The 24,904-nt window shown below is 61.0% G+C and carries 24 protein-coding genes and 3 tRNA genes; 17 read left to right on the forward strand and 10 right to left on the reverse strand.

Annotation, left to right across the window (positions count from 1 at the left end; genetic code table 11):
* Positions 1-6: 6 nt before the first annotated feature.
* The 3 genes from H7688_RS17190 to H7688_RS17200 all read right to left on the reverse strand — a co-directional run bounded on the left by H7688_RS17190 (position 7) and on the right by H7688_RS17200 (position 1,351).
* A complete protein-coding gene (locus H7688_RS17190; protein ID WP_183362430.1) occupies positions 7-864 on the reverse strand; it encodes a sensor histidine kinase in 858 nt (285 codons plus the stop codon).
* A 211-nt stretch (positions 865-1,075) separates the two neighbouring features.
* Positions 1,076-1,151 (reverse strand) — tRNA-Ala (locus H7688_RS17195).
* A gap of 124 nt (positions 1,152-1,275) precedes the next feature.
* Positions 1,276-1,351, reverse strand: a tRNA-Ala gene (locus H7688_RS17200).
* Between the two features lie 119 nt (positions 1,352-1,470).
* Between H7688_RS17200 and H7688_RS17205 the strand changes: the two genes are divergently transcribed.
* Positions 1,471-1,555 (forward strand) — tRNA-Leu (locus H7688_RS17205).
* Positions 1,556-1,601: 46 nt separating this feature from the next.
* Here the strand turns inward: H7688_RS17205 and H7688_RS17210 are convergent.
* From H7688_RS17210 to H7688_RS17220, 3 genes are all read right to left on the reverse strand, one after another.
* Positions 1,602-2,570: a hypothetical protein gene (locus H7688_RS17210; protein ID WP_183362431.1), complete on the reverse strand. Its 969-nt coding sequence runs from the start codon at positions 2,568-2,570 to the stop codon at positions 1,602-1,604.
* Positions 2,571-2,676: 106 nt separating this feature from the next.
* Positions 2,677-3,267, reverse strand: a complete 591-nt coding sequence (locus H7688_RS17215) for a superoxide dismutase (RefSeq protein WP_183362432.1) — start codon at positions 3,265-3,267, stop codon at positions 2,677-2,679.
* A 269-nt stretch (positions 3,268-3,536) separates the two neighbouring features.
* Positions 3,537-4,217 carry a phosphatase PAP2 family protein gene (locus H7688_RS17220; RefSeq protein ID WP_183362433.1) on the reverse strand — a complete coding sequence of 227 codons (681 nt, stop codon included), beginning with the start codon at positions 4,215-4,217 and terminating at the stop codon, positions 3,537-3,539.
* 729 nt (positions 4,218-4,946) lie between these two features.
* Between H7688_RS17220 and H7688_RS17225 the strand changes: the two genes are divergently transcribed.
* The 6 genes from H7688_RS17225 to H7688_RS17250 all read left to right on the forward strand — a co-directional run bounded on the left by H7688_RS17225 (position 4,947) and on the right by H7688_RS17250 (position 11,182).
* A complete protein-coding gene (locus tag H7688_RS17225; RefSeq protein ID WP_183362434.1) occupies positions 4,947-6,188 on the forward strand; it encodes an efflux RND transporter periplasmic adaptor subunit in 1,242 nt (413 codons plus the stop codon).
* Positions 6,189-6,914 (forward strand): ABC transporter ATP-binding protein, encoded by a 726-nt coding sequence (locus H7688_RS17230; RefSeq protein WP_281379506.1) that lies wholly within the window; start codon positions 6,189-6,191, stop codon positions 6,912-6,914. It abuts the gene before it with no gap.
* Positions 6,911-8,140: an ABC transporter permease gene (locus H7688_RS17235; protein WP_183362435.1), complete on the forward strand. Its 1,230-nt coding sequence runs from the start codon at positions 6,911-6,913 to the stop codon at positions 8,138-8,140. The genes H7688_RS17230 and H7688_RS17235 overlap by 4 nt, the downstream gene beginning before the upstream one ends.
* A gap of 21 nt (positions 8,141-8,161) precedes the next feature.
* A complete protein-coding gene (locus tag H7688_RS17240) occupies positions 8,162-9,649 on the forward strand; it encodes a TolC family protein (protein WP_246329862.1) in 1,488 nt (495 codons plus the stop codon).
* A 165-nt stretch (positions 9,650-9,814) separates the two neighbouring features.
* Positions 9,815-10,072: a hypothetical protein gene (locus H7688_RS17245; protein WP_183362436.1), complete on the forward strand. Its 258-nt coding sequence runs from the start codon at positions 9,815-9,817 to the stop codon at positions 10,070-10,072.
* A 321-nt stretch (positions 10,073-10,393) separates the two neighbouring features.
* Positions 10,394-11,182 carry a tRNA threonylcarbamoyladenosine dehydratase gene (locus H7688_RS17250; RefSeq protein ID WP_183362437.1) on the forward strand — a complete coding sequence of 263 codons (789 nt, stop codon included), beginning with the start codon at positions 10,394-10,396 and terminating at the stop codon, positions 11,180-11,182.
* 95 nt (positions 11,183-11,277) lie between these two features.
* Here the strand turns inward: H7688_RS17250 and H7688_RS17255 are convergent, their stop codons facing one another.
* The 3 genes from H7688_RS17255 to H7688_RS17265 form a co-directional block, all read right to left on the reverse strand.
* The gene (locus tag H7688_RS17255) at positions 11,278-12,189 is read right to left on the reverse strand and encodes a hypothetical protein (RefSeq protein WP_183362438.1); all 912 of its coding nucleotides are present in this window, start codon (positions 12,187-12,189) and stop codon (positions 11,278-11,280) included.
* 92 nt (positions 12,190-12,281) lie between these two features.
* Positions 12,282-12,812: a type II secretion system protein gene (locus H7688_RS17260; protein ID WP_371873203.1), complete on the reverse strand. Its 531-nt coding sequence runs from the start codon at positions 12,810-12,812 to the stop codon at positions 12,282-12,284.
* A gap of 145 nt (positions 12,813-12,957) precedes the next feature.
* Positions 12,958-13,905 (reverse strand): DUF72 domain-containing protein, encoded by a 948-nt coding sequence (locus H7688_RS17265; protein ID WP_183362440.1) that lies wholly within the window; start codon positions 13,903-13,905, stop codon positions 12,958-12,960.
* A 111-nt stretch (positions 13,906-14,016) separates the two neighbouring features.
* Here H7688_RS17265 and H7688_RS17270 point away from each other — a divergent pair, with 111 nt between their 5' ends.
* Entirely contained in the window at positions 14,017-14,757 is a 741-nt protein-coding gene (locus H7688_RS17270) for a methyltransferase (protein WP_281379507.1), read from the forward strand.
* Here H7688_RS17270 and H7688_RS17275 read toward each other — a convergent pair.
* Complete coding sequence (locus H7688_RS17275) at positions 14,754-15,086, reverse strand: phage holin family protein (protein ID WP_183362441.1); 333 nt, start codon at positions 15,084-15,086, stop codon at positions 14,754-14,756. The two genes, H7688_RS17270 and H7688_RS17275, sit on opposite strands and share 4 nt — an antisense overlap.
* Before the next feature lie 426 nt (positions 15,087-15,512).
* Between H7688_RS17275 and iorA the strand changes: the two genes are divergently transcribed.
* The 9 genes from iorA (at position 15,513) to H7688_RS17320 (ending at position 24,903) form a co-directional block, all read left to right on the forward strand.
* On the forward strand, positions 15,513-17,276 hold the full coding sequence (gene iorA / locus H7688_RS17280) for an indolepyruvate ferredoxin oxidoreductase subunit alpha (protein WP_183362442.1): 1,764 nt from the start codon (positions 15,513-15,515) through the stop codon (positions 17,274-17,276).
* Positions 17,273-17,854, forward strand: a complete 582-nt coding sequence (locus H7688_RS17285; RefSeq protein WP_183362443.1) for an indolepyruvate oxidoreductase subunit beta — start codon at positions 17,273-17,275, stop codon at positions 17,852-17,854. The genes iorA and H7688_RS17285 overlap by 4 nt, the downstream gene beginning before the upstream one ends.
* 46 nt (positions 17,855-17,900) lie before the next feature.
* Positions 17,901-19,205 carry a phenylacetate--CoA ligase family protein gene (locus H7688_RS17290; protein WP_183362444.1) on the forward strand — a complete coding sequence of 435 codons (1,305 nt, stop codon included), beginning with the start codon at positions 17,901-17,903 and terminating at the stop codon, positions 19,203-19,205.
* A 13-nt stretch (positions 19,206-19,218) separates the two neighbouring features.
* Complete coding sequence (locus tag H7688_RS17295) at positions 19,219-19,650, forward strand: ACT domain-containing protein (RefSeq protein ID WP_183362445.1); 432 nt, start codon at positions 19,219-19,221, stop codon at positions 19,648-19,650.
* A gap of 180 nt (positions 19,651-19,830) precedes the next feature.
* Complete coding sequence (locus tag H7688_RS17300) at positions 19,831-20,967, forward strand: ABC transporter substrate-binding protein (RefSeq protein WP_183362446.1); 1,137 nt, start codon at positions 19,831-19,833, stop codon at positions 20,965-20,967.
* Positions 20,968-20,991: 24 nt separating this feature from the next.
* Positions 20,992-22,131 (forward strand): ABC transporter substrate-binding protein, encoded by a 1,140-nt coding sequence (locus H7688_RS17305; RefSeq protein ID WP_183362447.1) that lies wholly within the window; start codon positions 20,992-20,994, stop codon positions 22,129-22,131.
* A 6-nt stretch (positions 22,132-22,137) separates the two neighbouring features.
* Positions 22,138-23,022, forward strand: coding sequence for a branched-chain amino acid ABC transporter permease (locus H7688_RS17310; RefSeq protein WP_183362448.1), 885 nt, complete (start codon positions 22,138-22,140; stop codon positions 23,020-23,022).
* Between the two features lie 182 nt (positions 23,023-23,204).
* Positions 23,205-24,158: a branched-chain amino acid ABC transporter permease gene (locus tag H7688_RS17315; protein ID WP_183362449.1), complete on the forward strand. Its 954-nt coding sequence runs from the start codon at positions 23,205-23,207 to the stop codon at positions 24,156-24,158.
* Entirely contained in the window at positions 24,151-24,903 is a 753-nt protein-coding gene (locus tag H7688_RS17320) for an ABC transporter ATP-binding protein (RefSeq protein ID WP_183362450.1), read from the forward strand. Before H7688_RS17315 ends, H7688_RS17320 begins: the two co-directional genes overlap by 8 nt.
* Position 24,904: the final 1 nt, after the last annotated feature.

Consider the following 24,904-nt stretch of genomic DNA (forward strand, 5'->3'; position numbering starts at 1 on the left):
GCTGGTTTAGCCGGATTGCTGCAGTGTGAAATAGAAGATCGCCCCTTTACCCGGAACTCCCCAGGCCCAGATTTTGCCGCAGTGCCTCTCGATGATGCGCCGCACACAGGTGAGGCCGATGCCGTGGCCGGCCAGCCGGTCCTGGTCGTGCAGGTGCTGGAAGGGGTGGAAAAGCTTGGCGGCGTCGGCGGGGTCGAAACCGACGCCGTTGTCACGCACCATGAAACCATTGCCGTCGGGGCACGCTGCGAACTCGATGACGGCAGGGGACCGACCGGCGGTGTACTTCCAGGCGTTGCCGAACAGCTTGCGGATTGCGATCTTGAGCAGGCTCGGATCGCCGGTTGCCGTCAGGGCCGGCTGGATGCTGAAGGTGACCTGGCGCTGCGGGGTGCCCTGCCGGAACTCTTCGGCGACCTCCTCGGCCAGGGTGCTCAGGTCGAGGTTTACAGCCTGCAGTTCCACGTGGGAGAGCCGCGAGATCTGCAAAAGGGCATCGATCAGTTCGTTCATCTTTTGGGCTGACTCGAGTATCTGGTCGAGTCGTACAGTACCCTCTGTTTCGAGCACGCTGCTCCAGCGCTGCTTGATCTCGCGGGTGAACCCGCTGATGCGGCGCAGGGGGGCACACAACTCGTGGGCTACCGTGTAGTTGAACTCGTCGAGCACCCGGTTGATCGCGTTGAGCCGGGCTTCCTGGTCGAGCAGCAGTTGCTCGAGCAACTCCAGCTGCAGGATCTGGTACCGGGTGGTTTCATTCTGGACGCCGGAGTCCAGGACGGCGCGAACCTGGTTTAGGGAGTCGCGCACCAGGGCGATCAGGGTGGTGGTACAGGTAGAGGCATTTCGGGGAGTCTGGTTCATAGTCCCTCCGGCTGTGCGGGTGAACATCGAACGTGGGGAGAGGCACCAAGCGCGCTGGATAGGTCAATGCTGGCGCACTGCATCTAATTCTAGTGCAATTGGGGAATTTTTCTGGCTGCCAGAGGTTATTCGTCGGATACGGAGCGGGGAAGGGAACTAGTAAAGAAAAAAGCACCCAGTACCTGGGTACTGGGTGCTTTGTGGTGGACGATGGTGGAGCTGATCAGGATCGAACTGACGACCTCTTGAATGCCATTCAAGCGCTCTCCCAACTGAGCTACAGCCCCATCGAAGTTCCATCTTATACCATCTGCTCATCTCGTTGTCAATACCAATTGGATGAGAGGCGGGTTTGCTGCTTTCAATAAAAAAGCATCCAAGGTTTAGGTCTTGGATGCTTGTTGTGTATGATGGTGGAGCTGATCAGGATCGAACTGACGACCTCTTGAATGCCATTCAAGCGCTCTCCCAACTGAGCTACAGCCCCATCAAAGGAGCACCGTTTATAACATCGGGTGGTGGTGGTGTCAATGTTTTTTTGCCGTAGTCAGTGCCAATTTCATTCTTGACCTTGGCAGAACCATTGGGTATACTCCGCAGACACTCGCCGGAGTGGTGAAATTGGTAGACGCACTGGACTCAAAATCCAGCGGGGTAACCCGTGCCGGTTCGACCCCGGCCTCCGGTACCAACGTTTTATAAAGGGTTCAGCCATCAGGCTGGGCCCTTTTGCTTTTTCAGAAGCGATATCCCACCCCTCCCAGGATGACGTCGGTATCCCGTGCGTAACTGGTGATGATCCTGCTCCAGGTGGTGCGCAGCGACCAGTGCGGCGTCATCCGGTAGCTTCCGGTCAGCCCGAGGACCCCCGAGAGGAAGCGTTTCGCCCCCGTCCCCTGGAACGGGCTGTCGTAGTGCCCCAGGTTGCAGTAGAGCCCCACCCCAGCACCCACGCTCAAGGTATCGTCCAAAAGTTCCTGCGCCAGCCACAGCTGGGTTTGTAGCCCGTCGCGCCGCACCAGCCGGTTATCCCACTCGTAAAGCCCTGCCACCGTCCATTCCAGGTGTCGCGACAGGTGACGCCGGTACTCCAATTCTGCGGCTATCGAACGCGGCGAATCGAAGCTGTTCACGATGGTCTGCCCCAACAGCAGGGTGATCTCGTTGTCGAGACGCTGCTCAATTCTGCGGTCCAGCGGCTCGAGGGCAGGTTCGAAGTGGTAGCCGATACCGGCCAGTGCCGACACCGTATTGAATCCGCTGTGCCCCTTCACCCAGTTACTGCGCAATTCCAGCAAGAGGTTGTTCTCCAGGTGCCAGGTGGCGGCTCCGCTCAGCATCGCTTTCCAACCGTGGTCGTCGGTGAATCCGCCGGGAGAGGTGTTCGTGGTGGTATCGAGGAAAAAGTAGGGACCGATGCCGGCCGCCACGGTGAGCCGGTAGTCGAGGAGTTCGGCCCTGGTCCACAACTGTGCGGTATAGCCGTCCCGATGATGCCCCTTGAAGTGCCCCTCGTTGAGGTAGGAAACACCGGCAGCGAAGTGCCGGTGCAGGTCCTGGCGGTATTCGAGCTGCCACGAGTAGGAGAGGTCGTCGGGAGCCGTGGAATGTACCACTCCCCCCAGTCCGTAGATCTCACTCGCTGAAACTGGGGTGGCGATGAGCAGCAGGATTGCGATAAGGATCAGGGGAACCGGCTGTTTCATGTGGTCTCGTCCTGAGTCTGGAGGATGGCAGGGGAGTTTTTCGCTCCCCCCGGAAGGCGCGGAATCTTGAATAAGTCGCCCGTGGCTGGTCTTGTGGGAGGTCAGGTCAACTGCGGGCCTGGGCAAGCCGGCTTTCGGCCGCCTCCCAGTCGATGTTCTGGAAATAGGCGGAGATATAGTCGGCGCGTTTCAGTCCGTAATCGGTAAGGAAGGCGTGTTCGAACACGTCCAGAACGAGTATCGGAACGCAGCCGGCGGGGTGCCCCACGTCGTGCTCGTTGATCCAGACGTTGAGGAGCTTGTTCGCCTGGATATCGAGGTACAGGATGGCCCAGCCGATCCCCCGCATGGCGCCGGTCGCCTTGAAATCCTGCATCCACTCCTCGTAGCTGCCGAACTGTTCGTTGAGTTTGGTCGCCAGGGTGCCGCCGGTGCCGAGCTGACCGTTTCCGCCCAGGTTCTCGAAGTAGTACTCGTGCAACCTCATGCCGTTGAATTCCCAACCAAAGCGCCGCTTTAATTCGGAAAACTCTGCAGTCGCCCCTTTCCCCTCATTGCGCAGGCGGACCAACGCATCACACAGGGTATTCGTGTTGTTCACGTACCCTTGGTAGAGGGTGAAGTGATTACGCAGCAGCGTTTCGCTGAATCCCGTCATGCCGATCAGCTTCGAGTAGTCTTTGGTCTCGTACGCCATAGCTATCTCCTTCTTGTCGAGTATTTGGGATGTTTTCGATGACTCGGAAATTTTACCCGGCTAACAATTGGTGTCAATTAATAATACTAAGGACTGCCTGTGTCTTACCGAGTGGCGAGCGTTGCGTGGTACCTGCTCAAGCGGCGTCAGCAGCGACTTGGCACTAACGGGAGCGGTTGGTGGTTTTGCGGGGAACACATGAAGATACTGCGAGGGGGGGGAGGGGGAAAGGCGCCGCTGCGGTACGGGAGGCAGCGGCACCCTGAGTGCTAGAAGTCGTACTTGACGCGTACCCCGGTCATCTCTTTGCTGACCGAGGGAAGGATCATCAGGTGATTGGCGGCCTTGCCGTCATCCTTGTGGAGTTTCAGGATGGCCTTGCTCATGAAGTACCCGATGGCGCCGCCGAAGAAGACGTCCGAGCTCCAGTGGGCATTGGAGTAGATCCGGGAGAGCCCGGTCAAGGCGGCAAGGCTGTAGGCAACCGGCGGGACCCAGGCGTGGTCCTTGTACTGTTCCGCGAAAACGGTGGCTATGGAGAACGAGGAAGCCGTGTGTCCCGAGCTGAAGGAAAGGTTTTTCATGCTGATGCGGGGACCGTCCCAGGTGGTGGGAAGATCGCCGGTGCTCGGACGGTGGCGCTCGGCCAACACCTTGAGGCCGGAGGTGAGGAGTCCCGAAAGGGCGAAGCTTTCCAGGGCGAGCAGCGAGGTCTTGCGTGCCTTGCTGTCGTCAGCCAGGTACCCGTAGAGGTAAAACGAACCGACGGCGGGCAGGGTGTAGGCGCCGTTCCCCAGGTCGTTGCCGAGTATGGCAAATTTTGACGCTACCTGGCTTTGGTTATTCTGGGAAAAGTTCTTTATCTTCTGGTCCAGCAGCATCAAACTGCCGGTGGCACCTACCACGAGACCCAATTTAAGCCAGTCTTTTTTGTCCCAATTAAATGGCATCGTGACAATTTGGGCAGAGTCTGTCAGATAGCTCTTGATGTATTTCAGGTCGAGGTTGCTGGAACCGTCAGCTACACTGAGATCCGGATTTTCTTCCTGTGGCTCCGATGCTGGAAGGGGTGCTGAACTAGTTACCGGAACAGGATCATCTTGTGATGCTGCATGTGCTGATAGACAAGATACGGTACTGCTGAGTAAGACGAGTCCGGCTATGAGTTTCTTCAGCATGCAGATCTACTCCAATGATTAGGATTCACTTTCTCTTCGTAGTAACGTTCCACCGTCTCTTGTTTTAATGTTGCGGCATACTACTTCAGTGAAAATATAAAAACAACACAAATACAGTTATTTACACCTAATCATTTATGTGATGCATGAACATTTCTGTAAGACCTGAGAGCTTTTTCCCGGAGTTTGTAGGCGTGCGGAGGATGTCGGGACGGAGGATGCGGTAGGGGAAAGGGGGAGCGGGGCTCTATTTGGGAGCGCCGGCGGCGCCCAGAGTGTGCAACTGGCAAGCAGAAGGCCACCAGGGGCGCGCAGCCGGGAGCAAAACGCCCTTTATAATCGAGACCCGCTGTGCTAGTATCCGCAGGTTCTCTGAGGCTCCTCCCGGCCCGCCGTTGCCGACTTCCTGAACGGGAAGCATGGCGAGCGGAGCCGTCGGCAATCGTTATCTTCTTGCAAGCCAGCGCGTCAGGACCCTTGCTGGCTGTGCCGAGGTCGCACGTGAAAAAAATCGTGGCCATCGTGGTGGCGCTGGCGGTCCTGAGCGGCGCCGGATACTTCTTCCTGAAGCAGCCCCCCAAACCGCAGTACAAGACCCTCAGGATCGAGCGGGGAAGCATCCTCTCCGCCGTTTCGGCGACCGGTACCCTCAATGCCGTGGTTACCGTCCAGGTCGGCACCCAGGTCTCGGGGACCCTCGCTAAGCTGTACGTGGACTACAACTCGCCGGTCAAAAAGGGGCAGCCTATTGCCCAGATCGACCCCGCGTTGCTCGGTGCCGCGGTGCAGCAGGCGACCGGCAACGTCCTGAGCGCGGAGGCCAATCTGGCCAAGGCCCGGGTTACCCTGGCCGATGCCCAGCGTACCTTGTCCCGTAACAAGCAACTGCTCGAGCAGGGGATCGTCGCCCAAAGCGACCTGGATGCCGCCCAGACCGCCTACGATGCGGCGCAGGCCGGGGTGAGCGCGGCCCAGGCCTCTCTCGTCCAGACTAAGGGGGCGCTGAAGCAGGCGCAGACCAACCTCACCTATTCGACCATACGGTCGCCGGTGGACGGCATCGTGGTATCCCGCAGCGTCGACGTGGGCCAGACGGTCGCCGCCTCCTTTCAGACGCCGACACTCTTCACCATCGCCCAGGACCTCACCAAGATGCAGATCGATACCAGCGTCGACGAGTCGGACATAAGCCGCGTCAAGGTCGGTCAGCAGGCCACCTTCTCAGTCGATGCCTATCCCGACCAGCAGTTCGCCGGGACCGTGGTGCAGATCAGAAACGCCCCGGTCGTGAACCAAAACGTGGTGACCTACGTCACGGTGATCGCCGTGGACAACCGCGACCTGCGTCTCAAGCCCGGCATGACCGCGAACGTGTCGGTACAGACCCAGAAAAAAGAGGGGGTGCTGAAGCTCCCCAGTGCGGCCTTGCGCTTCAAACCGAAACTGGGGAAGGACGAGAAGCCCAGCGCGGGGCAAGCCCCTTTCACCGGAGCCGCAGCCGGTTCCAAGCAGGGTCCGGCCGCCGCCAGTTCCAGTCGCGACGCCCAAAAAAGGCCCACCCAGAAGGTCTATATCCTCAAGGGGCAGCAACCGGAGCCGGTTTTCGTGTCAACCGGGATCTCCGATGGCAGCTTCGTCGAATTGGTATCGGGATCTCTCAAAGAGGGTGACGAGGTGGTCGTCGAGCAGGTGAGCACCGCCAAGAAGTCCGGCATGGGGCCGCCCATGGGACCGAGGTTTTAGATGGCCGAGGTGGTCCGTCTCGAGGAGGTCGCCAAGGTCTACACCATGGGCGAGGAGAAGGTCGAAGCGCTCAGGGGGGTCTCCTTCAGCGTGGCTCCCGGGGAGTTCGTCTCGATCATGGGGGCCTCGGGGAGCGGCAAGTCGACCTGCATGAACATCCTTGGGTGCCTCGACGTACCGACGAGCGGGGCTTACCTTCTGGACGGGGTGAACGTGGGAGAGCTGTCGGGGAACCAGCTGGCCGAGGTGCGCAACAAGAAGCTCGGCTTCGTTTTCCAGGGGTTCAACCTGCTGGCGCGCACCACGGCGCGTGAGAACGTCGAGTTGCCGCTGGTCTACGCCCAGGTGCCGGCCGGTCGGCGCCGCGCGCTCGCCCAGGAGGCCCTGGCCAGGGTGGGGCTTGCCGGGCGCGAGGGGCACTTTCCGAACCAGCTCTCGGGTGGCCAGCAACAGCGGGTGGCCATCGCCCGGGCCCTGGTGAACCAGCCGTCCATCATCCTGGCCGACGAGCCGACCGGCAACCTCGATTCCACGACCACGGTCGAGATCATGGGGATCTTCCAGGAACTGAACCGCCAGGGGATAACCATCGTCATGGTGACCCACGAACCCGAGGTGGCCGCGTTCACCGGTCGGCAGATCGTCTTCCGGGACGGCTTAATCGTGTCCGACACCCGCAGCGACAGGGCGACCCGTCCCGGGTCAGGGGAGGGCGAGGGATCATGAGCACCTTCCTGCAGAGCCTCCTCATCGCGCTTCGGGCGCTCCGGGTCAACAAGATGCGTGCCCTGCTCACCATGCTGGGGATCATCATCGGCATTGCGGCGGTCATCATCATGGTCGCCATCGGCTCGGGTGCCAGCAAGATGATCTCGGACCAGATCTCCAGTATCGGCAGCAACCTGCTCCTGGTGCTCCCGGGGTCCCTGACCAGCGGTGGCATGCGCAGCGGCACCGGCGGCGCCCAGAGCCTCACCTACGACGACGCCAAGGCGATCCGCACCGAGTGCCCCTCGGTGGCCGAGGTGGCACCGACCGTGCGCGGCTCCGCCCAGGTGGTCTACGGCAACCAGAACTGGTCCACCGTGGTACTCGGCGTCACTCCGGAAATCATCGCGGTCCGGGACTGGACCCTGGTCGCCGGTCGCAACATCTCCCAGTCCGACGTGGACGGCGCCTCGAAGAACTGCCTGGTCGGACAGACCGTTGCGGATAACCTGTTCGGTTCCGCCGACCCGATCGGAAAGATCATCCGGATCAAGAAGATCCCCTTCACGGTGGTCGGCCTCCTGGGGCGCAAGGGGCAGTCCCCGCAGGGGCAGGACCAGGACGACGTCATCTACGTACCGTTGCGCACGGCGCAGCGCAAGCTTTTGGGGAGCCAGTTCCCGAACGCGGTCGGGGCCATCATGATCGAGGCGCGCAGCGCCGATACGCTCAAAAAGGCCGAGGAAGAGGTGGTGGCGCTTTTGAACCAGCGGCACCGGGTGGGTCCCGGCCGGGAAGTCGACTACAGCATCCGGAACCTCTCCGAGCTCCTGGCGGTGTCCGAGCAGTCCACCCGGGTCATGTCACTCTTACTCGGCGCGGTGGCCTCCATCTCCCTGGTAGTGGGCGGCATCGGCATCATGAACATCATGCTGGTATCGGTCACGGAGCGGACCCGGGAAATCGGGATCAGGATCGCGATCGGCGCCAAGGAGCGGGACATCATGCTGCAGTTTCTCACCGAGGCGGTGCTCCTGACCACCTGTGGCGGGATCATCGGCATGCTGCTGGGGGTGGGGGGCGCCCAACTGGTGGCCTCCATCGTCGGCTGGCCGACCCTCATCTCGGTACAGACCATCGCTATCGCCTTCGCTTTTTCCGCCGGCGTCGGGGTTTTCTTCGGTTTTTATCCGGCACGCAAGGCAGCGTCGCTCAACCCTATCGAGGCCCTGCGCTACGAGTAGGGGCTTTTGAGGAAAGGATCCATGATGACCATGACACGCATCGCGGCGGGGGTACTGGCAGGCTCACTCTTCATGGGGCTGGCCCTGCCGGTCTGCGCCGAACCCGCACCGGTCCGGCTTACCCTGAACGACGCCGTCCGTCTGAGCTTCCAGCGTAACCTCGACCTCAAGGTCGAGCTCTACAATCCCGCCCAGGCCCAGGCCGACATCTACCGTGCCCTCGGGATCTACGACCCTGCGCTGAACCTCTCGGTGAACTACAGCCGGTCCTCCACGACCGAGACCTTTTTCTTCACGCCGATCAACATCGACACCTTCACCGCCAGCGCCGGCGTGAGCGAGCTGCTCCCCACCGGCGGCACGCTCGGGGTGAACGCCAGTTCCGGCTGGATCAGCAACTCGAACAGTTACTACAACAACGGGCTCACGCTGAACGCCAGCCAGCCCCTGCTGCGCAACTTCGGCCGCGAGAACACCGAACTCACTATCCAGGTCGCCCGGTTCGGCAAAGAGGGGTCCTTGGCCCGTTACCAGACCAAGCTCACCGACACCGTGGCCCAGGTCCGTAATGACTATTTCAGGCTCTACAACCTGCGCGAGGTTTTGCAGGTCAAGCGGACCTCGCTCGCCCTCGCCAACAAGATTCTCGAGGAGACCCGGGGGAGGGTGAAGGCCGGTGTGCTGCCGGCCATGGAGATCCTCAACGCCGAGTTCAGCGCAGCGGCCCGGGAAAAGGACGTCATCGATGCCGAGCGGGCGGTGCGGGACCAGGTCGACGTGCTGCGCCAGAGCCTGCAACTGGAGGGTGGCGGCGACATCGAGACTTCCGAGCCCCCCATCCGGGAGTTCATCACCATAGCCGAGGGGGAGGCGCTTACCCGGGCACTTGCCAGCCGTCCCGAACTCGCCGCCCAGCGGGTGACCCTGCAGGTTGACGAGCTGCAGCGCCGGGTCGCCAGGAACCGCACCCTGCCGGACCTTTCGGTGAACGCCAACTTCGGCTTCCAGGGGTACGATCCCCGTTTCCTCGGCGCCTACGAGAGAACCGCCAAGGCCGACTTCCCCACCTGGGGGATCGGGCTGCAGTTCAGCTATCCGATCGGCAACCGTGCCGCGGAGAACGACTACATCAAGAGTAAGCTCGCGCTCGAACAGGCCCAGACCCAGTTGCGCAACCTCGAATCGGGGGTGGTGAACGAGGTCCGGGCTGCCCTGCGCCTGGTCGATACCAGCTTCCGGCAGATCGAGGTCACCTCGCGCGGTACCGCCTACGCCGAAGAACGCCTGCGGGCCTTCCGGACCAAGAACGCCGTGGGGCTCGCCACCACCAAGGACGTCTTCGACGTGGAGAACGACCTGGTCAATGCGAAGGCGAGCCAGATCCAGGCGCTGGTCGATTACAACAATGCCCTGACTACCTTGTGGCGGGTGACCGGGGAGTTGTTGGAGCGCCAAGGGATCAAGGTAAGCGCAGCCCAGGCAGAGGAACTCTACGACAGCGCGCGCTAGGTTGATGCGCCGGGTCGCCTGCGGTACCTCATGATAGGGCGCGTTGTTTCCCTGTCATAACTTCCTGCCGCGCTGACAGACGGCGAAAAAACGAGGCACACCTTTGCCTCCCTCCCGAACCACGCTACAATTAGCGCGGCGCAATGCTGGTGAGAGGGAGGGGATATGTCAGTCATTCGTTACGAGCACGTCCACCAGTACAAGATCGACCTGAGCCAGGCCAAATCCATCGACGACTGCATCACCATCTTTGAGGCTGCCGTCGCCCTGTTCAAGCGCTGGGAGGCCAAGGGGGTACAGTTGGATGCCCACGGCATCGGCAGCAGCTACGCGATCTTTTATACCTACGACGAGCAGGTAGCCCGGGAGGAAGGCTTCGAGAGAATCCGCACCGAATCGGGGAACCCGCTCCCCCGCCGTTGACGCCCCGACTCTCCTGATCGAGTCGCGGGTCCTGCCGAGTCAGCCCTTAATTACCTGCGGAAGTTTCCCGTAAAACCACCATCAAAGCGATACTGTAGCCTCCTTTTGAGCTGTGCCGTCTCTACGGCAGCAGGTTCCGGTGCGGCGGTCAACTGCCGGGCCACCTCCCTTCCGGTGGGGCCTCTGCATGGGGGCGAGGACGGGGAAAACTTTTACTTTTAATGTGAGGGGCCGCTGTGCCATACTTTCTGCTGCCGAGCGACCCTGGCCCTAGGCTGGAGCGTACCGGCCCGTCAACTGCCACTTCTACAAAGGATCGACATGTCAACGTTGCACCGTTTTTCACGAACCGAACTTCTGGTCGGCACGGCCGGCCTCAACCAGCTGCAGGCAGCCAGCGTCGCCATTTTCGGCTTGGGAGGAGTCGGCAGCTACGCCGCCGAGGCCCTCTGCAGGGCCGGTATCGGTCGCCTGGTCCTCGTCGACTTCGACGACATCTGCCTCACCAACGTCAATCGCCAGTTGCACGCCATGGATGGTACGGTCGGCAAGGCCAAGGTGCAGGTCATGGCCGAGCGGCTGAGACTCATCAACCCGCAGGCCGAAATCGTGCCGTTTCAGGACTTCTACGCCGCGGAGAACAGCGAGTTCCTCCTGGGGGACCGCTACGACTACGTGGTGGACGCCATCGACCACATCACCAGCAAGCTGCACCTGATAAAAACCTGCCGTGAGCGGGAGATTCCGATCATCTCCAGCATGGGAGCAGCAGCCAAGCTCGACCCGACCCAGATCAAGGTCGCCGACATCTCCCAGACCACCAAGTGCCGGATGGCGCGTTCGGTCCGGAAGCTGCTCAAAAAACAGGGGATCACCCAGGATGTCAAAGTGGTTTACTCGACGGAAGAGTACCGGGAACAGCAGATCAAGGATGGCGGCTGCAAGGGGAACTGCATCTGCCCGAACAAGGACGACCAGCGGTTTTCCTGCGAGCACCGCCGGGTAATCCTGGGGAGCGTCTCGTTCATCCCGTCTATCTTCGGGCTTACCATGGCAGGTGTGGTGGTGAACGATCTTTTGGCCGGCGGGGCGAGCAGCGGCGGGAAATAACCGTCGCCGCACCGGTCCTGGGGCAGCGCACACGAAAAAAGGGGATCTCCTGACGGGGATCCCCTTTTTTTGTCGCAATTGGGGTGTGGTGTGGGCTACATCACCAGGGGGCGCAGGAGTTTCAGCTTGACGCTCGCGCTGGTCAGCTCCTCCCGCATTTTACCCGGCAGGCTGGTTTTGAAATCCCGGATCGCCTTGTTGTATTCCTGTTCGATCTTGGCGCTGTTGTCGTTGAAGGCCTGCAGCGAATTGCCTGGTGTCTGCACCTGGCCGTGCCACTTGTCGTACACCGTCCTTAACTTGCCGAGAGCCGGGGTGCAGTCGCCGAAGGATTCCGGCGCCTTGCCAAGCTTGCCCATGGCCTGGTCGAGTTTACTTTCCACAAGCCCAAAGCCCCGCTCGTCATCGATGCTCAGCCGTGGCGTGTAGGACTGCCCGGCATCCTGGCGCTGTTTCCATTCGGTAGCCATCCTGACGCCGGTCTTCTGGGCGCGCTCGATGCCTGCCTGCAGGCAGAAGGCGGCCAGGGCGTAGTTCTTGGCGTATTTCTTCTCAGCTTCCATCTTGAAGTAGTAGAAGGTCCCCCCGACTCCCAGCGCGATGATGACCGCCAGGGCGATGGCAAGCTGCAGCGTCTTCGGCATGCCGGCCCCTTTGCGGGCGGGACCCTTGACGGCTTCGGGGTGCAGCGCGGCGTCCAGGCTCGGCAGCTGAACCGCGCGTTTTTGTCGCGCGGGCAACGGGCTGAAGGAGAGGGAGAGCTTTTTACTTTGGCGCCGGGCTTTGCGTTTCCCTACCTGGGCGACCAGGAAATCGGGGAAGCAGGCACCGCAGGTCTGGCAGTGCAGGTGCGGACCGAGTTCCGCGCCGCAGACCGCGCAGGAAACGTTACCGGTCCGGTGCAGGGCCCTGCTGCCGAAGGACTCCCGGTAGATGTTCAACTTGACGTTGCAAGCGGGGCAGGGTGCGACGGTTCCCGCTTCCGGAATTTCCTCCGGGACGTCCATTTCGATTTCAGCTTGGCATTTGGGGCAGGTGCACTTCATATCGGGTACCTTTTGTCAAAAGGATCTGTTTGAACGTGTAGACCAAGAGCAGGTTAGGGGACAAAGTCGCTTGCCACACCTACCCAGCCCCCCTCGCTGACGCGCACGATGTTGTCCAGGGAAACCAGGTCCGTTGCATCGGGGCTGGTGTGTCCGTCCGGACCCTTGCTGTAGAGGTCAAAGTCGTCGCTGAGGGATTTCCCTGCGATGTTGAACGGCCCGGTAACCTCCGCGTCGTTGGGGTCGGGGTAGGGGGCGAGGGGCGGGTGATAGACATACAGGGTACCCCAGGGATCCTTCATGGTCCCCAGGTTCAGAGCCTGAAGGTCGGTGGGGTAGGTACCTGCATGATCGAGCGTGTAGGCACTGATACTCTTCTCGATGCTGCGGATCTCCTCCATGGCCCGGACGTTTTGTACCTTAATCTTTATCTGGGCATAGGCTGGAAAGATCATGATGGCGAGTGCGGCCAGGATGATACAGACCATCAGCAACTCAACTAGCGTAAAACCGCGTTGGTCACTAACTGCCCAGCTCACTCTTCTTGCCGATTCAGCTGCTGTGCTGATGTTAGGATCGGTCATAAGGTCTCAGTTCCATCCTTCTCTACGAGGTCAGCGCTGCCCAAGATAGTTTCGGTGCCAACGAGGTTACGGAAACAGCAAAAAACACGCTGTATCCAGTAGTGCCGGCCCGCACTATATATCAGCTTTCAATACGTTGCAATATTTAACATGAAGTTTTATGAAGGAGGGAACCGGCATTATCGCTGGCAGTGTGTGGATTTCCGGCGAGTATCTGTTGAAGGGAACCTGCATTGACGAGTGAGTGCCCCTGGTGGCAGTTGTTGAACATGACGAACACAAGGCGGCAACTCTGCCGCAAGTGAGCGGCGACATTGGCAAATGAAGCCAGCTCATCCTGGCTGTAACGGTATGCGTAGCGCGGGGTGGCGTGGTCCAGCCAGTTCTCGGCGTTGCGGCCGTGCAGGCGCAGGTAGGCTATCGCGGTAGTGGCGGCCGGCACAAAGGGGGCGGTGGCCAGCGTGCCGAACTGCGGTTCGTCGCAGGTGATGTAGGTGATGCCGTGTTCCTTCAAAAACGCGAAGAGGTAGTCGACATGGTGCCGGGTCAGCCAGCTGCCGTGCCGGAACTCGACGGCGATCGGCAGTCCCGACAGCAGTTCCTTGCAGTGCGCCAGGTAGGCAAGGTTCCTCTTCTGGAAGCCGAACCAGGGAGGGAACTGCAAGACGATGAAGCCGAGGCGGTGCAGCCTGCGCAGCGGGGCGACCACCTCCTTGAGCTTTTCGGCAAAGTTTTTGACGAGTGCGGGATCGGTGACCCGGACCGTCTCCGCGTTCCGGTCGGCTGGCGGCAACAGTGCCTCGAGTTCTACCGGGAGCAGGCGCGGATCGACCGGGTGCCCGGTCAGGATGCCGTGGGCCTTCAGGTGAAACAAAAATCCGGGCGGGGTGCGGTTGCACCAGGCATGCACCATGGCTTCCGTGGGGAGGGCATAGAAGGTGCTCTCGACCTCGACGGTATCGAAGCGGGCCGCGTAGTACCTCAGGCGCGCTTCCGCCGTGGTCGCCTCCGGCGGGTAAAATACCCCGCTGTCGATCAGGCTCTTTTCGACCCACGAACAGGTACCCAGGCGGATTCCTTCCCGGTGTTCCATGGCGCCTCCTGTCAGCCAGCAAAGCTTAAGTGTATCTGGAAGCGGGTTGTGATAAAAGGTGGTACCGGCAAACACCAGAACAGAAGCGCTAAAGGCTCCAGGAGGTTTAGGTTGGAACAGCAAAGCACGACGCCGATGCAGGGGGCAGGAGAACAAAACGCTACGGCGGCGCAACAGGGTGCCCAGGAGGGATTCAGCCGGGCCTCGCGCAATCGATTGAACGACCGGATGCTGGCGCACTTTGGTGGAGAGACCCTTTTCGACGCCATCGCCCGGGCGGTCTGCCGTACCGGTTGCCTGCCGCGAAAGGAACTCTACGAAGCCTGGGAGGTTGCCCGGCGGGTGCACCGCCGGTTCCGTGGCGGGCGGGTGGTCGATCTCGCCTGCGGTCACGGATTGGTGGGACAGATCCTTTTGCTCATGGATCCCACGATCAGCGGGGTTCTCGCGGTGGACCGGCGCATCCCGCCGAGCGCCCGGCGGCTGTCAGACGAACTGCAAAAGGCCTGGCCCGGGCTGGCGGGAAGACTGACCCTGCAGGAGGGGGATGTCGACCAGGTGGCAGTGGGAGACACCGACCTGGTGGTCTCGGTGCACGCCTGCGGTGCGCTGAGCGACCTGGTCCTGCAAAAGGCGCTCGCGGCGCGGGCCCGTGTGGCGGTTCTTCCCTGCTGCCACGATCTGGAACGTTGCGCGAGTGGCGGGTTACGGGGGTGGCTCGACGGCGCGCTGGCCATCGATGTGCAGCGCGCCGTGCGACTGGAGGCGGCGGGATATGCGGTGGTTACCCAGACCATCCCCTCGGACATAACACCGAAGAATCGCCTGCTGATGGGCACTCCGCCTGACTAGAAAATAACGCCGAGCAGGTAGTTTATTACCGAGAGCACCAGGCTGAAGATGAGCGCCCAGAAGAACCCGGTAACTACGAAACCCGGGACCAGGGTGCTGGTCAAAAGGATCATCAGGGCGTTGATGACGAAGGTGAACAGTCCCAGGGTCAGGATGTTGAGCGGCAGGGTCAACAGCAGAAGTACCGGCTTTATGATGGTGTTCACGATCCCCAATACCAGTGCGGCGATCAGCGCGGCACCCGGGCCGACGAGCCTTACCCCGGGCAAGAGGTAGGCGGTGATGATGATGGCGATGGCGTACAGCAGCCAATGGATCAGGTAACTCATATTTTCCTCCGACAGGTACCGGACATTGATAGGTGTTGCCCATGAGAGGTAGGGGCGGGCAACTCCTCCCACAGTATAGCCAGGAAGCAAAAATAGCAAGGGAGCCCGGCCACGACGCTCCCCATTTTGATCCCACCACACCTTCTTGCCGTACTCACCACAGCTCACAACAGCGTTCCTATCCTGGCGTCACTCTATGTTTGATATGCCTAAAACATTGTTAGGTCATCAAGGAAACAGCTTCGTCGATGCGAGATAGTTTATCGGTGCAAACGACACTCCCGGATATACTTTTAGATGGTGACCAAGCCGCATCGATACTGGGTTTAGCATCGTAAACGACGTGCTATAAAGCAGTTGACAGCCCACCCGATACTCTAGTATATTTCGCCGACTTATTATTTGAGATTACGAGGACCTGTGCCCATGAAGGAAATACTCTCCGGCAACGAAGCCATTGCCCGTGGTGCCTATGAAGCGGGTGTCAAAGTCGCTTGCGCCTACCCGGGAACCCCCTCCACAGAAATTTTGGAAAACATCGTTAAATTCCCCGAGGTGAACTCCTCCTGGGCGACCAACGAAAAGGTGGCCCTGGAAGTGGGGATCGGCGCCTCTTTCGGCGGCGCCCGTTCCATCGTCACCATGAAGCACGTCGGCGTGAACGTCGCCGCCGATCCGCTCTTCACCCTTTCCTATACCGGGGTGGGGGCCAACGGCGGCCTGGTGCTGGTGACCGCGGACGACCCGGAGCTGCACTCCTCGCAAAACGAGCAGGACAACCGGAACTACGCCAAGTTCGCCAAGGTCCCCATGCTCGAGCCGTCCGATTCCCAGGAGTGCCTCGATTTTACCAAGCTTGCCTTCGAAATATCCGAGCGCTACGACACGCCGGTGTTTTTGCGCACCACCACCCGCATCTCGCACTCCAAATCGGTGGTCGAGTTGGGTGAGCGGGTGACCGGGCTCCCCGAGCCCAAGCTGGTGAAGGATCCCGCCAAGTACGTGATGCTCCCCGGTAATGCGCGCGGGCGCCACTACGTGGTCGAGGAACGCACGGTGCAGCTTTCCCAAGACGGTTGCAGCATGCCCCTCAACCGCAGCGAACTGCGCGACCGCAAGATCGGCGTGATCACCGCCGGCGTCAGTTACCAGTACGTGCGCGAGGTGCTCCCCGAGGCGAGCGTTCTCAAACTCGGCATGGTCCACCCGCTGCCGCACCAGCTGATCCGCGACTTCGCCGCCCAGGTCGAAACACTCTACGTTGTCGAGGAGCTCGATCCGTTCATCGAAGAGCAGGTGAAGGCGATGGGGATCAAGGTAATCGGCAAGGAGATCCTCCCCATCTGCGGCGAACTGACCCCGGGCCGGCTGCGCCGCAGCTTCGGTCTTCCCGAAGAGGAGGAAACCCAGGTCGAGAAGCTTCCGGGCCGCCCGCCCAACATGTGCCCGGGCTGTCCGCACCGCGGGGTCTTCTTTACCCTCAACAAACTGCGCGCCTACGTCTCCGGCGACATCGGCTGTTATACCCTGGGCTTCATGCCCCCCTTGTCCGCCATGGACACCTGCATCTGCATGGGTGCCTCCATCGGCATGGCTACCGGCGCCGTCAAGGTGCTGCCGCCCGAAGAGCGCAAGAAGGTGGTGGCCGTCATCGGTGACTCGACCTTCCTGCACACCGGTGTCAACGGCCTCATGGACATGGTCTACAACCAGGGCGCCGCCACGGTCATCATCCTGGACAACCGGATCACCGCCATGACCGGGCGCCAGGACAATCCCGCCTCCGGTCACACCCTGATGAACCAGCCCTCCGAGGCGATCGACCTGCCGCTTCTGTGCAAGGCGATCGGCGTGAAAAACGTGCGCACCATCAACCCGCTGGACCTCGCCGAGTGCGAAAAGGTGATCCGCGAGGAGATGGAGCGCCCGGAAACCTCGGTCATCATCACCGACAAGCCGTGCGTCCTGATCAAGCGCGATGGGGTCTTCGAGCCGGGCGCGGTTCTCGAGGTGCACAGCGAAAACTGCACCGGGTGCCGGGCCTGCCTTAAGATCGGTTGCCCCGCCATCGAGTGGGTCCCCTCCAGTGGCAAGCGCGGCCAGGCCCACATCGACCCGCTTTTGTGCAACGGTTGCGACGTCTGCAGCCAGCTCTGCAAATTTTCTGCGATCCAGGAGGCCAAGAAATGAGTGACAAGGTGACCAACATCCTCCTGGTAGGGGTAGGCGGGCAGGGGATCCTGCTGGCTGCCGAGGTGCTCTCCGAGACCTTCCTCCTGGCGGGCTACGACGTCAAGAAGAGCGAGATCCACGGCATGTCGCAGCGCGGCGGCTCGGTAGTGTCCCACGTGCGCTACGGCAAAGAGGTCTTTTCTCCCATCGTTCCGGAAGGGGAGGGGGACCTCCTTTTCGGCTTCGAGCTGATGGAGAGCTACCGCTGCCTGGGGCTCTTGCGTCCCGGTGCCACCGTGGTGGTCAATGACCTGTGCATCGCACCTCCTGCGGTACTCATGGGGCACGAGGCGTACCCGGAGAACCTCGAGGCGAAGATCGCGGAACGTTTCCCCGACCTCATCCTGGTCGACGGCCAGAAGGTAGCCATCGAGGCGGGGAACGCCAGGACCGCCAACACGGTACTGCTGGGTGCCGTCTCCAAGAGGCTCAACATCGAGGAAAAGTACTGGCTCGAGGCGATCGAGCGCATGGTTCCCAAGAAGGCGCTCGAGGTTAACCTGAAGGCGTTCGCGGCGGGCCGCGCGCTGGCGTAAAGGGCGCCGTTCGGCGGGATGTAGTCAGTCAGATAGGAGTGAAGTTATGTTCTTCAACGAGGATTTCGAGACGCTGCCCAGGGAGGCTTTGCGCGCCCTGCAACTGAAGAGACTCAAGGCGATGGTGGCACGGGTGCAGGAGTCGGTTCCCTTCTACCAGGAAGCCCTGAAAAAGGCCGGCGTCAACGCCGATTCCATCAACTCTCTCGAGGATCTGGCGCGGCTCCCCTTTACCTACAAACAGGACATGCGCGATTCCTACCCCTACCGGATGTTCGCGGTACCCATGGAGGAGATCGTGCGCATCCACGCCTCCTCCGGCACCACCGGTAAACCCACGGTGGTCGGCTACACCAAGAAGGACATCGAAAACTGGAGCGAGCTCATGGCGCGCTCCTTCGTGGCGGCCGGCGTGCACCGCGGCGACATCATCCACAACGCCTACGGCTACGGGCTTTTCACCGGCGGTCTGGGCGCCCACTACGGCGCCGAGCGGCTGGGAGCGTCGGTCATCCCGATGTCCGGGGGGAACACCAAGAAGCAGATCATGATCATGCAGGATTTCGGCTCAACGGTACTTACCTGCACGCCGTCCTACTCGCTCTTCATGGCCGAGGCCGCCAAGGAAGAGGGGATCGATTTCCGCGAGTTGAAGCTCAAGGTCGGCATCTTCGGCGCGGAGCCCTGGTCCGAGGAGATGCGCGCCGACATCGAAGGGAAGCTGAACCTCTCCGCGGTCGACATCTACGGCCTTTCCGAGATCATGGGCCCCGGCGTCGCCATCGAGTGTCACCAGGCCAAGAAGGGGCTGCACATCTGGGAGGATCACTTCATTCCCGAGATCATCAACCCCGAGACCGGCGCGGTCCTCGGCGAGGGGGAAGAAGGGGAGTTGGTCATCACGACCATCACCAAAGAGGGGATTCCCCTGATCCGCTACCGGACCCGCGACATCACCTCGCTCACCTACGAGCCGTGCGTCTGTGGCCGCACCCACGCCCGGATCGCCCGGATGAGCGGGCGCAGCGACGACATGCTGATCATCCGCGGCGTCAACGTCTTCCCGTCCCAGATCGAATCGATCCTCATGAGTGTGGAAGGGGTCGAGCCGCACTACCTGCTCATCGTGGACCGCAAGGAGAACCTCGACACCCTCGAGGTCCAGGTCGAGGTGGGCGAGCACCTGTTCTCGGACGAGATCAAGCACCTCCAGGCGCTCTCCCAGCGGATCGAGAAGCAGATCAAGGAGATGCTCGGCGTCACGAGCCGGGTACGCCTGGTGGAGCCCAAGAGCATCGCCCGCAGCGAAGGGAAAGCCAAGCGGGTCATCGACAACAGGAAAAAAGCCTAAGGGGGATAATCATATGCATGTTGAGCAGATCTCCATTTTCATCGAAAACAAGTTCGGCAGGCTCGCCGAGGTAACCCGCATCCTGGGGGACGCCGGCATCAACATCCGCACCCTGTCCCTGGCCGATACCTCGGATTTCGGCATCCTGCGCCTCATCGTGAACGACACCGAAAAGGCCAGAACTGTCCTCAAGGAGCGCGGTTTCACGGTCAGCAAAACCGAGGTGGTCGCCGTGGAGATCCCGGACCGTCCCGGCGGGCTCGCCGACATCCTGCAGGCGCTCGACGCCGACGGCATCAACGTCGAGTACATGTACGCCTTCGTGGAGCGCTGCGGGCAGAACGCGGTGATGATCTTCCGGTTCGACGAGACCGCGAAGGCAATCACCACCCTGACCGGCAGGGGATTCCAGATCCTTCCGGGTGAGCGACTCTATAACATCTAAGCGACACCGCGTGTGCCGTGCTTTTTTTGCCGTCACGATTCTCTGAATCTGAAGGGCATGTGGTCTTTGAATTGTGGTAACTGTCATGTCAGCAGGCGCCCGCAAGGTACCGTCGTCAAGCTCCACTTTTTTCTTCCAGCTCCGGATTGCTCATTTTACTGGCTGTACCAGGGGGTATTTTTGAAAAAGTGTCTTTGGCTGATCAGTGTCATTGTGCTGTGCGTTGCCGGTCCTGCCTGTGCTGCAGGTCCCATCAAAATCGGCGCCCTTTTCGCGGTAACCGGTCCTGCTGCCTTCCTGGGTGAGCCGGAGAAGAACACCCTGGAACTCCTGGTGAAGGAGGTGAACGCCAAGGGTGGGATCAAGGGTGCCAGGATCGAGCTGGTCTCCTACGATACCGGCGGCGATGTCACCAAGGCCGTGCAGCTTGCCAACAAGCTGATCAAGAACGACCACGTGGTTGCCATCATCGGCCCCAGTACCACCGGCGAGACCATGGCCGTGCTCCCCATCGCAGAGAAAGAGCAGGTGCCGCTCATCTCCTGCGCAGCCGGCATCAAGATCACCGAACCGGTGAAAAAATGGGTCTTCAAGACCCCCGCCAACGACCACGTGGCCGCCGAGAAGATCCTGCTCCAGGCCGAGAAGCTGAAACAGAAGAACTTAGCCCTCTTGACCGTTTCCGATTCCTTCGGTGCTTCGGGACGTGAGCAGTTGAAACAGATGGCGGGCAAGCGTGGCTTCAAGATCGTGGCCGACGAGGTGTACTCCCCGAAGGACAGCGACATGACCCCGCAGCTCTACAAGATCAAGGCGGCCAAGCCGGACGCGATCATCTGCTGGGGGACCAATCCCGGCCCGGCGGTCATCACCCGTAACGTGCAGCAACTGGGTCTCAAGGTGCAGGTCTACCAGAGCCACGGTGTGGCTTCCAAGAAGTTCATCGAACTGGCCGGCCCCGACGCTGCGGAAGGAACCGTACTTCCTGCGGGGAAACTGGCGGTCTACCACCTTCTGAAGAAGAACGATCCGCAGGCGAAGCTCCTGAAAGAGTACGCCGATAGCTACAAAAAGGCCTACGGCGTGGAGGCTTCCACCTTCGGTGGTTACGCCTATGACGGCTTCCAGCTGGTTGCGGGGGCGTTGAAGAAGGGGGCAGTCACCCCTGCGCAGATCCGCGACGGCATCGAGAAAAACGGGAAAATGGTCGGCATCTCCGGTGTCTTCAACATCACCCCGGCCGATCACAACGGCCTCGACCTCTCCGCCTTCGAGATGGTGCGCATCCAGAAGGGCGACTGGGCACTGTTACATTAATTGTTGGTCTTCAAGGAGGAACCGATGAAACGTCTGATTTCTGCTGCACTGGCGATCGCTGCCCTGCTGAGCTTTGCCTCTGCGGCCCTGGCAGCAGCTCCGATCAAAATTGGCGCTCTCTTTGCCGTAACCGGCCCCGCCTCCTTCCTCGGAGAACCCGAGCGTAACGCCGCCCAGATGGTCGTCGACGAGATCAACAAGGCCGGCGGCATCAAGGGGCGCAAGCTCGAGCTCATCGTCTACGATACCGGCGGGGACGCCACCAAAGCCGTGCAGCTTGCCAACAAGCTCATCAAGAACGACAACGTGGTCGCCATCGTCGGCCCCAGCACCACCGGCGACACCATGGCGGTGATCCCGGTCGTGGAGAAGGCGCACATCCCGATGGTCTCCTGCTCCGCGGGGATCAAGATCACCGAACCGGTCAAGAAGTACGTGTTCAAGACCGCGCAGAACGACACCCTTGCCGTGGCGCGCATCTATGAACAGCTCAAAAAGGAGCACAAGTCCAAGGTCGCCATTTTGACCGTGTCCGATTCCTTCGGTTCTTCCGGTCGTGAGCAGCTGAAGGGCCAGGCATCCCACTACGGGATCGAGATCGTCGCTGACGACACCTACGGCCCCAAGGACACCGACATGACGGCCCAGCTCACCAAGATACGCGGCTCGAAGGCCCAGGCTGTCATCTGCTGGGGAACCAACCCCGGGCCGGCGGTGATCGCGCGTAACGCCAAGCAGCTCGGGCTTACCCTGCCGCTCTACATGAGCCACGGCGTCTCCTCCAAGAAGTTCATCGATCTGGCAGGCGATGCCGCCGAAGGGATCCGGCTCCCCTCCGGCAAGGTCCTGGTTGCCGACCTGCTTCCCAAAAGCGACAAGCAGAAGGCCTCGCTGCTCGCCTTCGTGAAGGACTACCAGCGCCATTACAGGGCAGAAGGCGACCACTTCGGCGGCCACGCCTGGGATGCCGTCATGCTCTTGAAGGGGGCCATTGAAAGGGGAGGGGACACCCCCGACGGGATTCGTAACCAGCTGGAGGCCACCCACGGCTTTGCCGGCATCGGTGGTGTCTTCAGCTACTCGTCCCACGACCACGCCGGCCTTACCAAGGACGCCTTCGTGCTGGTCGAGGTGAAGAAAAAAGACTGGGCGCTGGTGAAATAGGGTCCCATGGAGCTTCTCAACCAGATAACGCAGTTCGTGATTTCGGGGCTTGCCACGGGGGCCATCTACGCCCTGATCGGCCTGAGCTTCGCCATCATCTTCAACTCCACCGGCATCATCAACTTTGCCCAGGGTGAGTTCGTCATGCTGGGCGGGGTCTTCACCATCTTCGCGCTCAACGTCTTGAAACTTCCCATCCTGCTCGCCATCGTTGTCGCCGTAGTGGCAACGACGGCGGTCGGGTTGGCCTTCGAGCGCCTTGCCATCCGTCCCCTGAAAAACGCTACCCCGTTGAGCCTCATCATCATCACCATCGGCGCCAGCATCCTGATCCGCGGCGTGGTGATGCTCTTGTGGGGCAAGGACACCCAGGTGTTGCCCCCTTTCTCCGGCAACACTCCGCTCGAGATTGCCGGTGCCACCTTGCTGCCGCAGCACCTCTGGATCTTCGGTGTCACGGTGCTGGTGATCGTCGGGTGCCGGATCTTCTTCCACCACACCATAAGCGGCAAGGCGATGCGGGCCTGTTCCTTCAACCGCAAGGCCGCCAACCTGGTCGGGATCAGCGTCGGGCGCATGGTGCTCTTGTCGTTTGTCATCAGTTCCGCCCTGGGCTCCCTGGCAGGCGTCATCATCGCGCCGCTCACCATGACCGCCTATGACGTCGGCGTCATGCTGGGACTCAAGGGGTTCTGTGCGGCCATCATGGGTGGCATGGGGAGCGGTTTAGGGACGGTCCTCGGCGGGCTCATCCTGGGGACCCTGGAATCGCTGGGCGCGGGCCTTATTTCCTCCGGGTACAAGGACGCCATCGCCTTTTTGATTCTGCTGCTCATCCTGTTTCTGCGCCCCCAAGGTCTCTTCAAGAAAGGCGAGACGGAGAGGGTGTAACAACGGCCGTTCCAGGTTCTTAGTACTACGTTCCGGGTTGAACAAGGTGGAGCTCCTCAGGTGCAGTTCCATCGGCTGCTGTTAGTTAGCAAGAAACCGGGACCTGGACCGTAGTTTTCAGAAGCTACCGTAGAACCTGGAACATGATACGTAGAACTGATTTTTTGGCTCTCTGGGGTTGCATGAAATCCGATAAACTCAAATTCCTGATTTTCTGCCTGGTGGTCCTGGTGCTTCCTTTGCCGCTCGCCAAGGGGTACCTCACCAACGTGCTCATCTTCGTCGGGATCAACAGCATGCTCGCGCTCGGGCTCAATCTGCTGTTGGGCTACGCCGGCCAGATCTCGCTGGGCCAGGCGGCCTTCTTCGGCCTGGGCGCCTACGGCTCCGGGGTCCTCACCACCAAGTACGCGCTCGACCCCTGGCTCTCCATGGTCCTCGTGGCGCTGGTCGTTGCCGGCTTCGCCTTTGCCATCGGCTTCCCCGTGCTGCGCCTCAAAGGGCATTACCTCGCCATGGCGACCCTCGGCGTCGGCGTAATCGCCCATATCGCCTTCAACGAGACCATCGACCTGACCGGCGGTCCCTCCGGCCTCTCCGGGATTCCCAACCTTTCCATCGCGGGCTTCAGCTTCGACTCCGACCTCAAGAACTACTACCTGGTCTGGAGTTTCGCCCTGGTGGTCATCCTGCTCTGCCTCAACCTGGTCAACTCGCGCTACGGCCGCGGTCTGCGCGCCATCCACGACTCCGAGGTCGCCGCCCGGGTCATGGGAGTGAACGCCCGGCTCATGAAGGTCCAGATCTTCACCCTGTCCGCGTTCATCTCCGCCATTGCCGGCAGCCTCTACTGCCACGTGATGACCTTTATCTCCCCCACCTCGTTCGGTTTCAACATCTCGGTGGAACTGCTGACCATGGTGGTGATCGGCGGGTTGGGAAGCGTATATGGCTCGATCCTGGGCGCGCTTCTCTTGACCCTGCTCCCCGAACTGCTGCGCACCTTCCAGGACTACGACATCGTGGTGTACGGCCTGTTGTTGGTCTGCATGACGATCTACCTTCCCGGCGGGATGGTGCGCGGCATTCCGGCACTGGTGCGGCGCCTGGTGCCGGCAAGGAGCGGCAATGCTTAGACTCGAGGGGATCGGCAAGCGCTTCGGCGGACTTACCGCGCTGCAGGGGATCGAATTCTCGGTGACCAAGGGCTCTATCACCGGCATCATCGGTCCCAACGGCGCCGGCAAGACTACGCTCTTCAACATTGCCACCGGGATCTATCCCCCTTCCGAGGGGAAGGTGCTCCTCGAGGGGACCGACATATCGCAGTTTCCTCCCGAGCGTCGCGCACGGCTGGGGCTGGTGCGCACCTTCCAGAACATCGAACTCTTCGGCAAGATGACCGTGCTGGAGAACGTCATGGTGGGCCTGCACACCCAGAGCTCCAGCGGTCTTTTCGCCTGTTCTTTCCGCATGCCCTGGCAGATGAGCGAGGAGCGCCGGATACGCGAGAAAGCTCTCGAATGGCTGGAGTTTGCCGGGATAACCGAGCTTGCCGATGTCGAGGCGGGGACGCTTTCTTTCGGCAAGGGAAGACTTCTCGAAATCGCCCGCGCCATGGCCCTGGAGCCCAAGTTGCTCCTCATGGATGAGCCTGCGGCCGGGTTGAACAGCCGGGAGACGGCGGAACTTGCCGAACTGATAAAGCGGATCCGGGACCGCGGAGTGACCGTCGCGTTGGTGGAGCACGACATGGACCTGGTGATGGACATCTGCGACGCGCTGGTAGTGCTGAACCTGGGGACCATGCTCGCCGAGGGAACGCCGCGCGAGATCCAGGAAAACCAGGCGGTGATCACGGCTTATCTTGGCGAGGAGTAGC

Source organism: Geomonas limicola, assembly GCF_014193675.1.
Classification (GTDB): domain Bacteria; phylum Desulfobacterota; class Desulfuromonadia; order Geobacterales; family Geobacteraceae; genus Geomonas; species Geomonas limicola.

Excerpts from the sequence above, each read along its gene's own strand:
- H7688_RS17275 (WP_183362441.1), bottom strand. The coding sequence starts at position 15,086 with ATGAGTTACCTGATCCATTGGCTGCTGTACGCCATCGCCATCATCATC.
- H7688_RS17255 (WP_183362438.1), bottom strand. The coding sequence starts at position 12,189 with ATGGACGTCCCGGAGGAAATTCCGGAAGCGGGAACCGTCGCACCCTGC.
- H7688_RS17190 (WP_183362430.1), bottom strand. The coding sequence starts at position 864 with ATGAACCAGACTCCCCGAAATGCCTCTACCTGTACCACCACCCTGATC.
- H7688_RS17245 (WP_183362436.1), top strand. The coding sequence starts at position 9,815 with ATGTCAGTCATTCGTTACGAGCACGTCCACCAGTACAAGATCGACCTG.
- H7688_RS17285 (WP_183362443.1), top strand. The coding sequence starts at position 17,273 with ATGAGTGACAAGGTGACCAACATCCTCCTGGTAGGGGTAGGCGGGCAG.
- H7688_RS17290 (WP_183362444.1), top strand. The coding sequence starts at position 17,901 with ATGTTCTTCAACGAGGATTTCGAGACGCTGCCCAGGGAGGCTTTGCGC.
- H7688_RS17305 (WP_183362447.1), top strand. The coding sequence starts at position 20,992 with ATGAAACGTCTGATTTCTGCTGCACTGGCGATCGCTGCCCTGCTGAGC.
- H7688_RS17210 (WP_183362431.1), bottom strand. The coding sequence starts at position 2,570 with ATGAAACAGCCGGTTCCCCTGATCCTTATCGCAATCCTGCTGCTCATC.
- H7688_RS17265 (WP_183362440.1), bottom strand. The coding sequence starts at position 13,905 with ATGGAACACCGGGAAGGAATCCGCCTGGGTACCTGTTCGTGGGTCGAA.
- H7688_RS17260 (WP_371873203.1), bottom strand. The coding sequence starts at position 12,812 with ATGACCGATCCTAACATCAGCACAGCAGCTGAATCGGCAAGAAGAGTG.
- H7688_RS17320 (WP_183362450.1), top strand. The coding sequence starts at position 24,151 with ATGCTTAGACTCGAGGGGATCGGCAAGCGCTTCGGCGGACTTACCGCG.
- iorA (WP_183362442.1), top strand. The coding sequence starts at position 15,513 with ATGAAGGAAATACTCTCCGGCAACGAAGCCATTGCCCGTGGTGCCTAT.
- H7688_RS17240 (WP_246329862.1), top strand. The coding sequence starts at position 8,162 with ATGATGACCATGACACGCATCGCGGCGGGGGTACTGGCAGGCTCACTC.
- H7688_RS17230 (WP_281379506.1), top strand. The coding sequence starts at position 6,189 with ATGGCCGAGGTGGTCCGTCTCGAGGAGGTCGCCAAGGTCTACACCATG.
- H7688_RS17235 (WP_183362435.1), top strand. The coding sequence starts at position 6,911 with ATGAGCACCTTCCTGCAGAGCCTCCTCATCGCGCTTCGGGCGCTCCGG.
- H7688_RS17315 (WP_183362449.1), top strand. The coding sequence starts at position 23,205 with ATGAAATCCGATAAACTCAAATTCCTGATTTTCTGCCTGGTGGTCCTG.
- H7688_RS17215 (WP_183362432.1), bottom strand. The coding sequence starts at position 3,267 with ATGGCGTACGAGACCAAAGACTACTCGAAGCTGATCGGCATGACGGGA.
- H7688_RS17220 (WP_183362433.1), bottom strand. The coding sequence starts at position 4,217 with ATGCCATTTAATTGGGACAAAAAAGACTGGCTTAAATTGGGTCTCGTG.
- H7688_RS17295 (WP_183362445.1), top strand. The coding sequence starts at position 19,219 with ATGCATGTTGAGCAGATCTCCATTTTCATCGAAAACAAGTTCGGCAGG.
- H7688_RS17250 (WP_183362437.1), top strand. The coding sequence starts at position 10,394 with ATGTCAACGTTGCACCGTTTTTCACGAACCGAACTTCTGGTCGGCACG.
- H7688_RS17310 (WP_183362448.1), top strand. The coding sequence starts at position 22,138 with ATGGAGCTTCTCAACCAGATAACGCAGTTCGTGATTTCGGGGCTTGCC.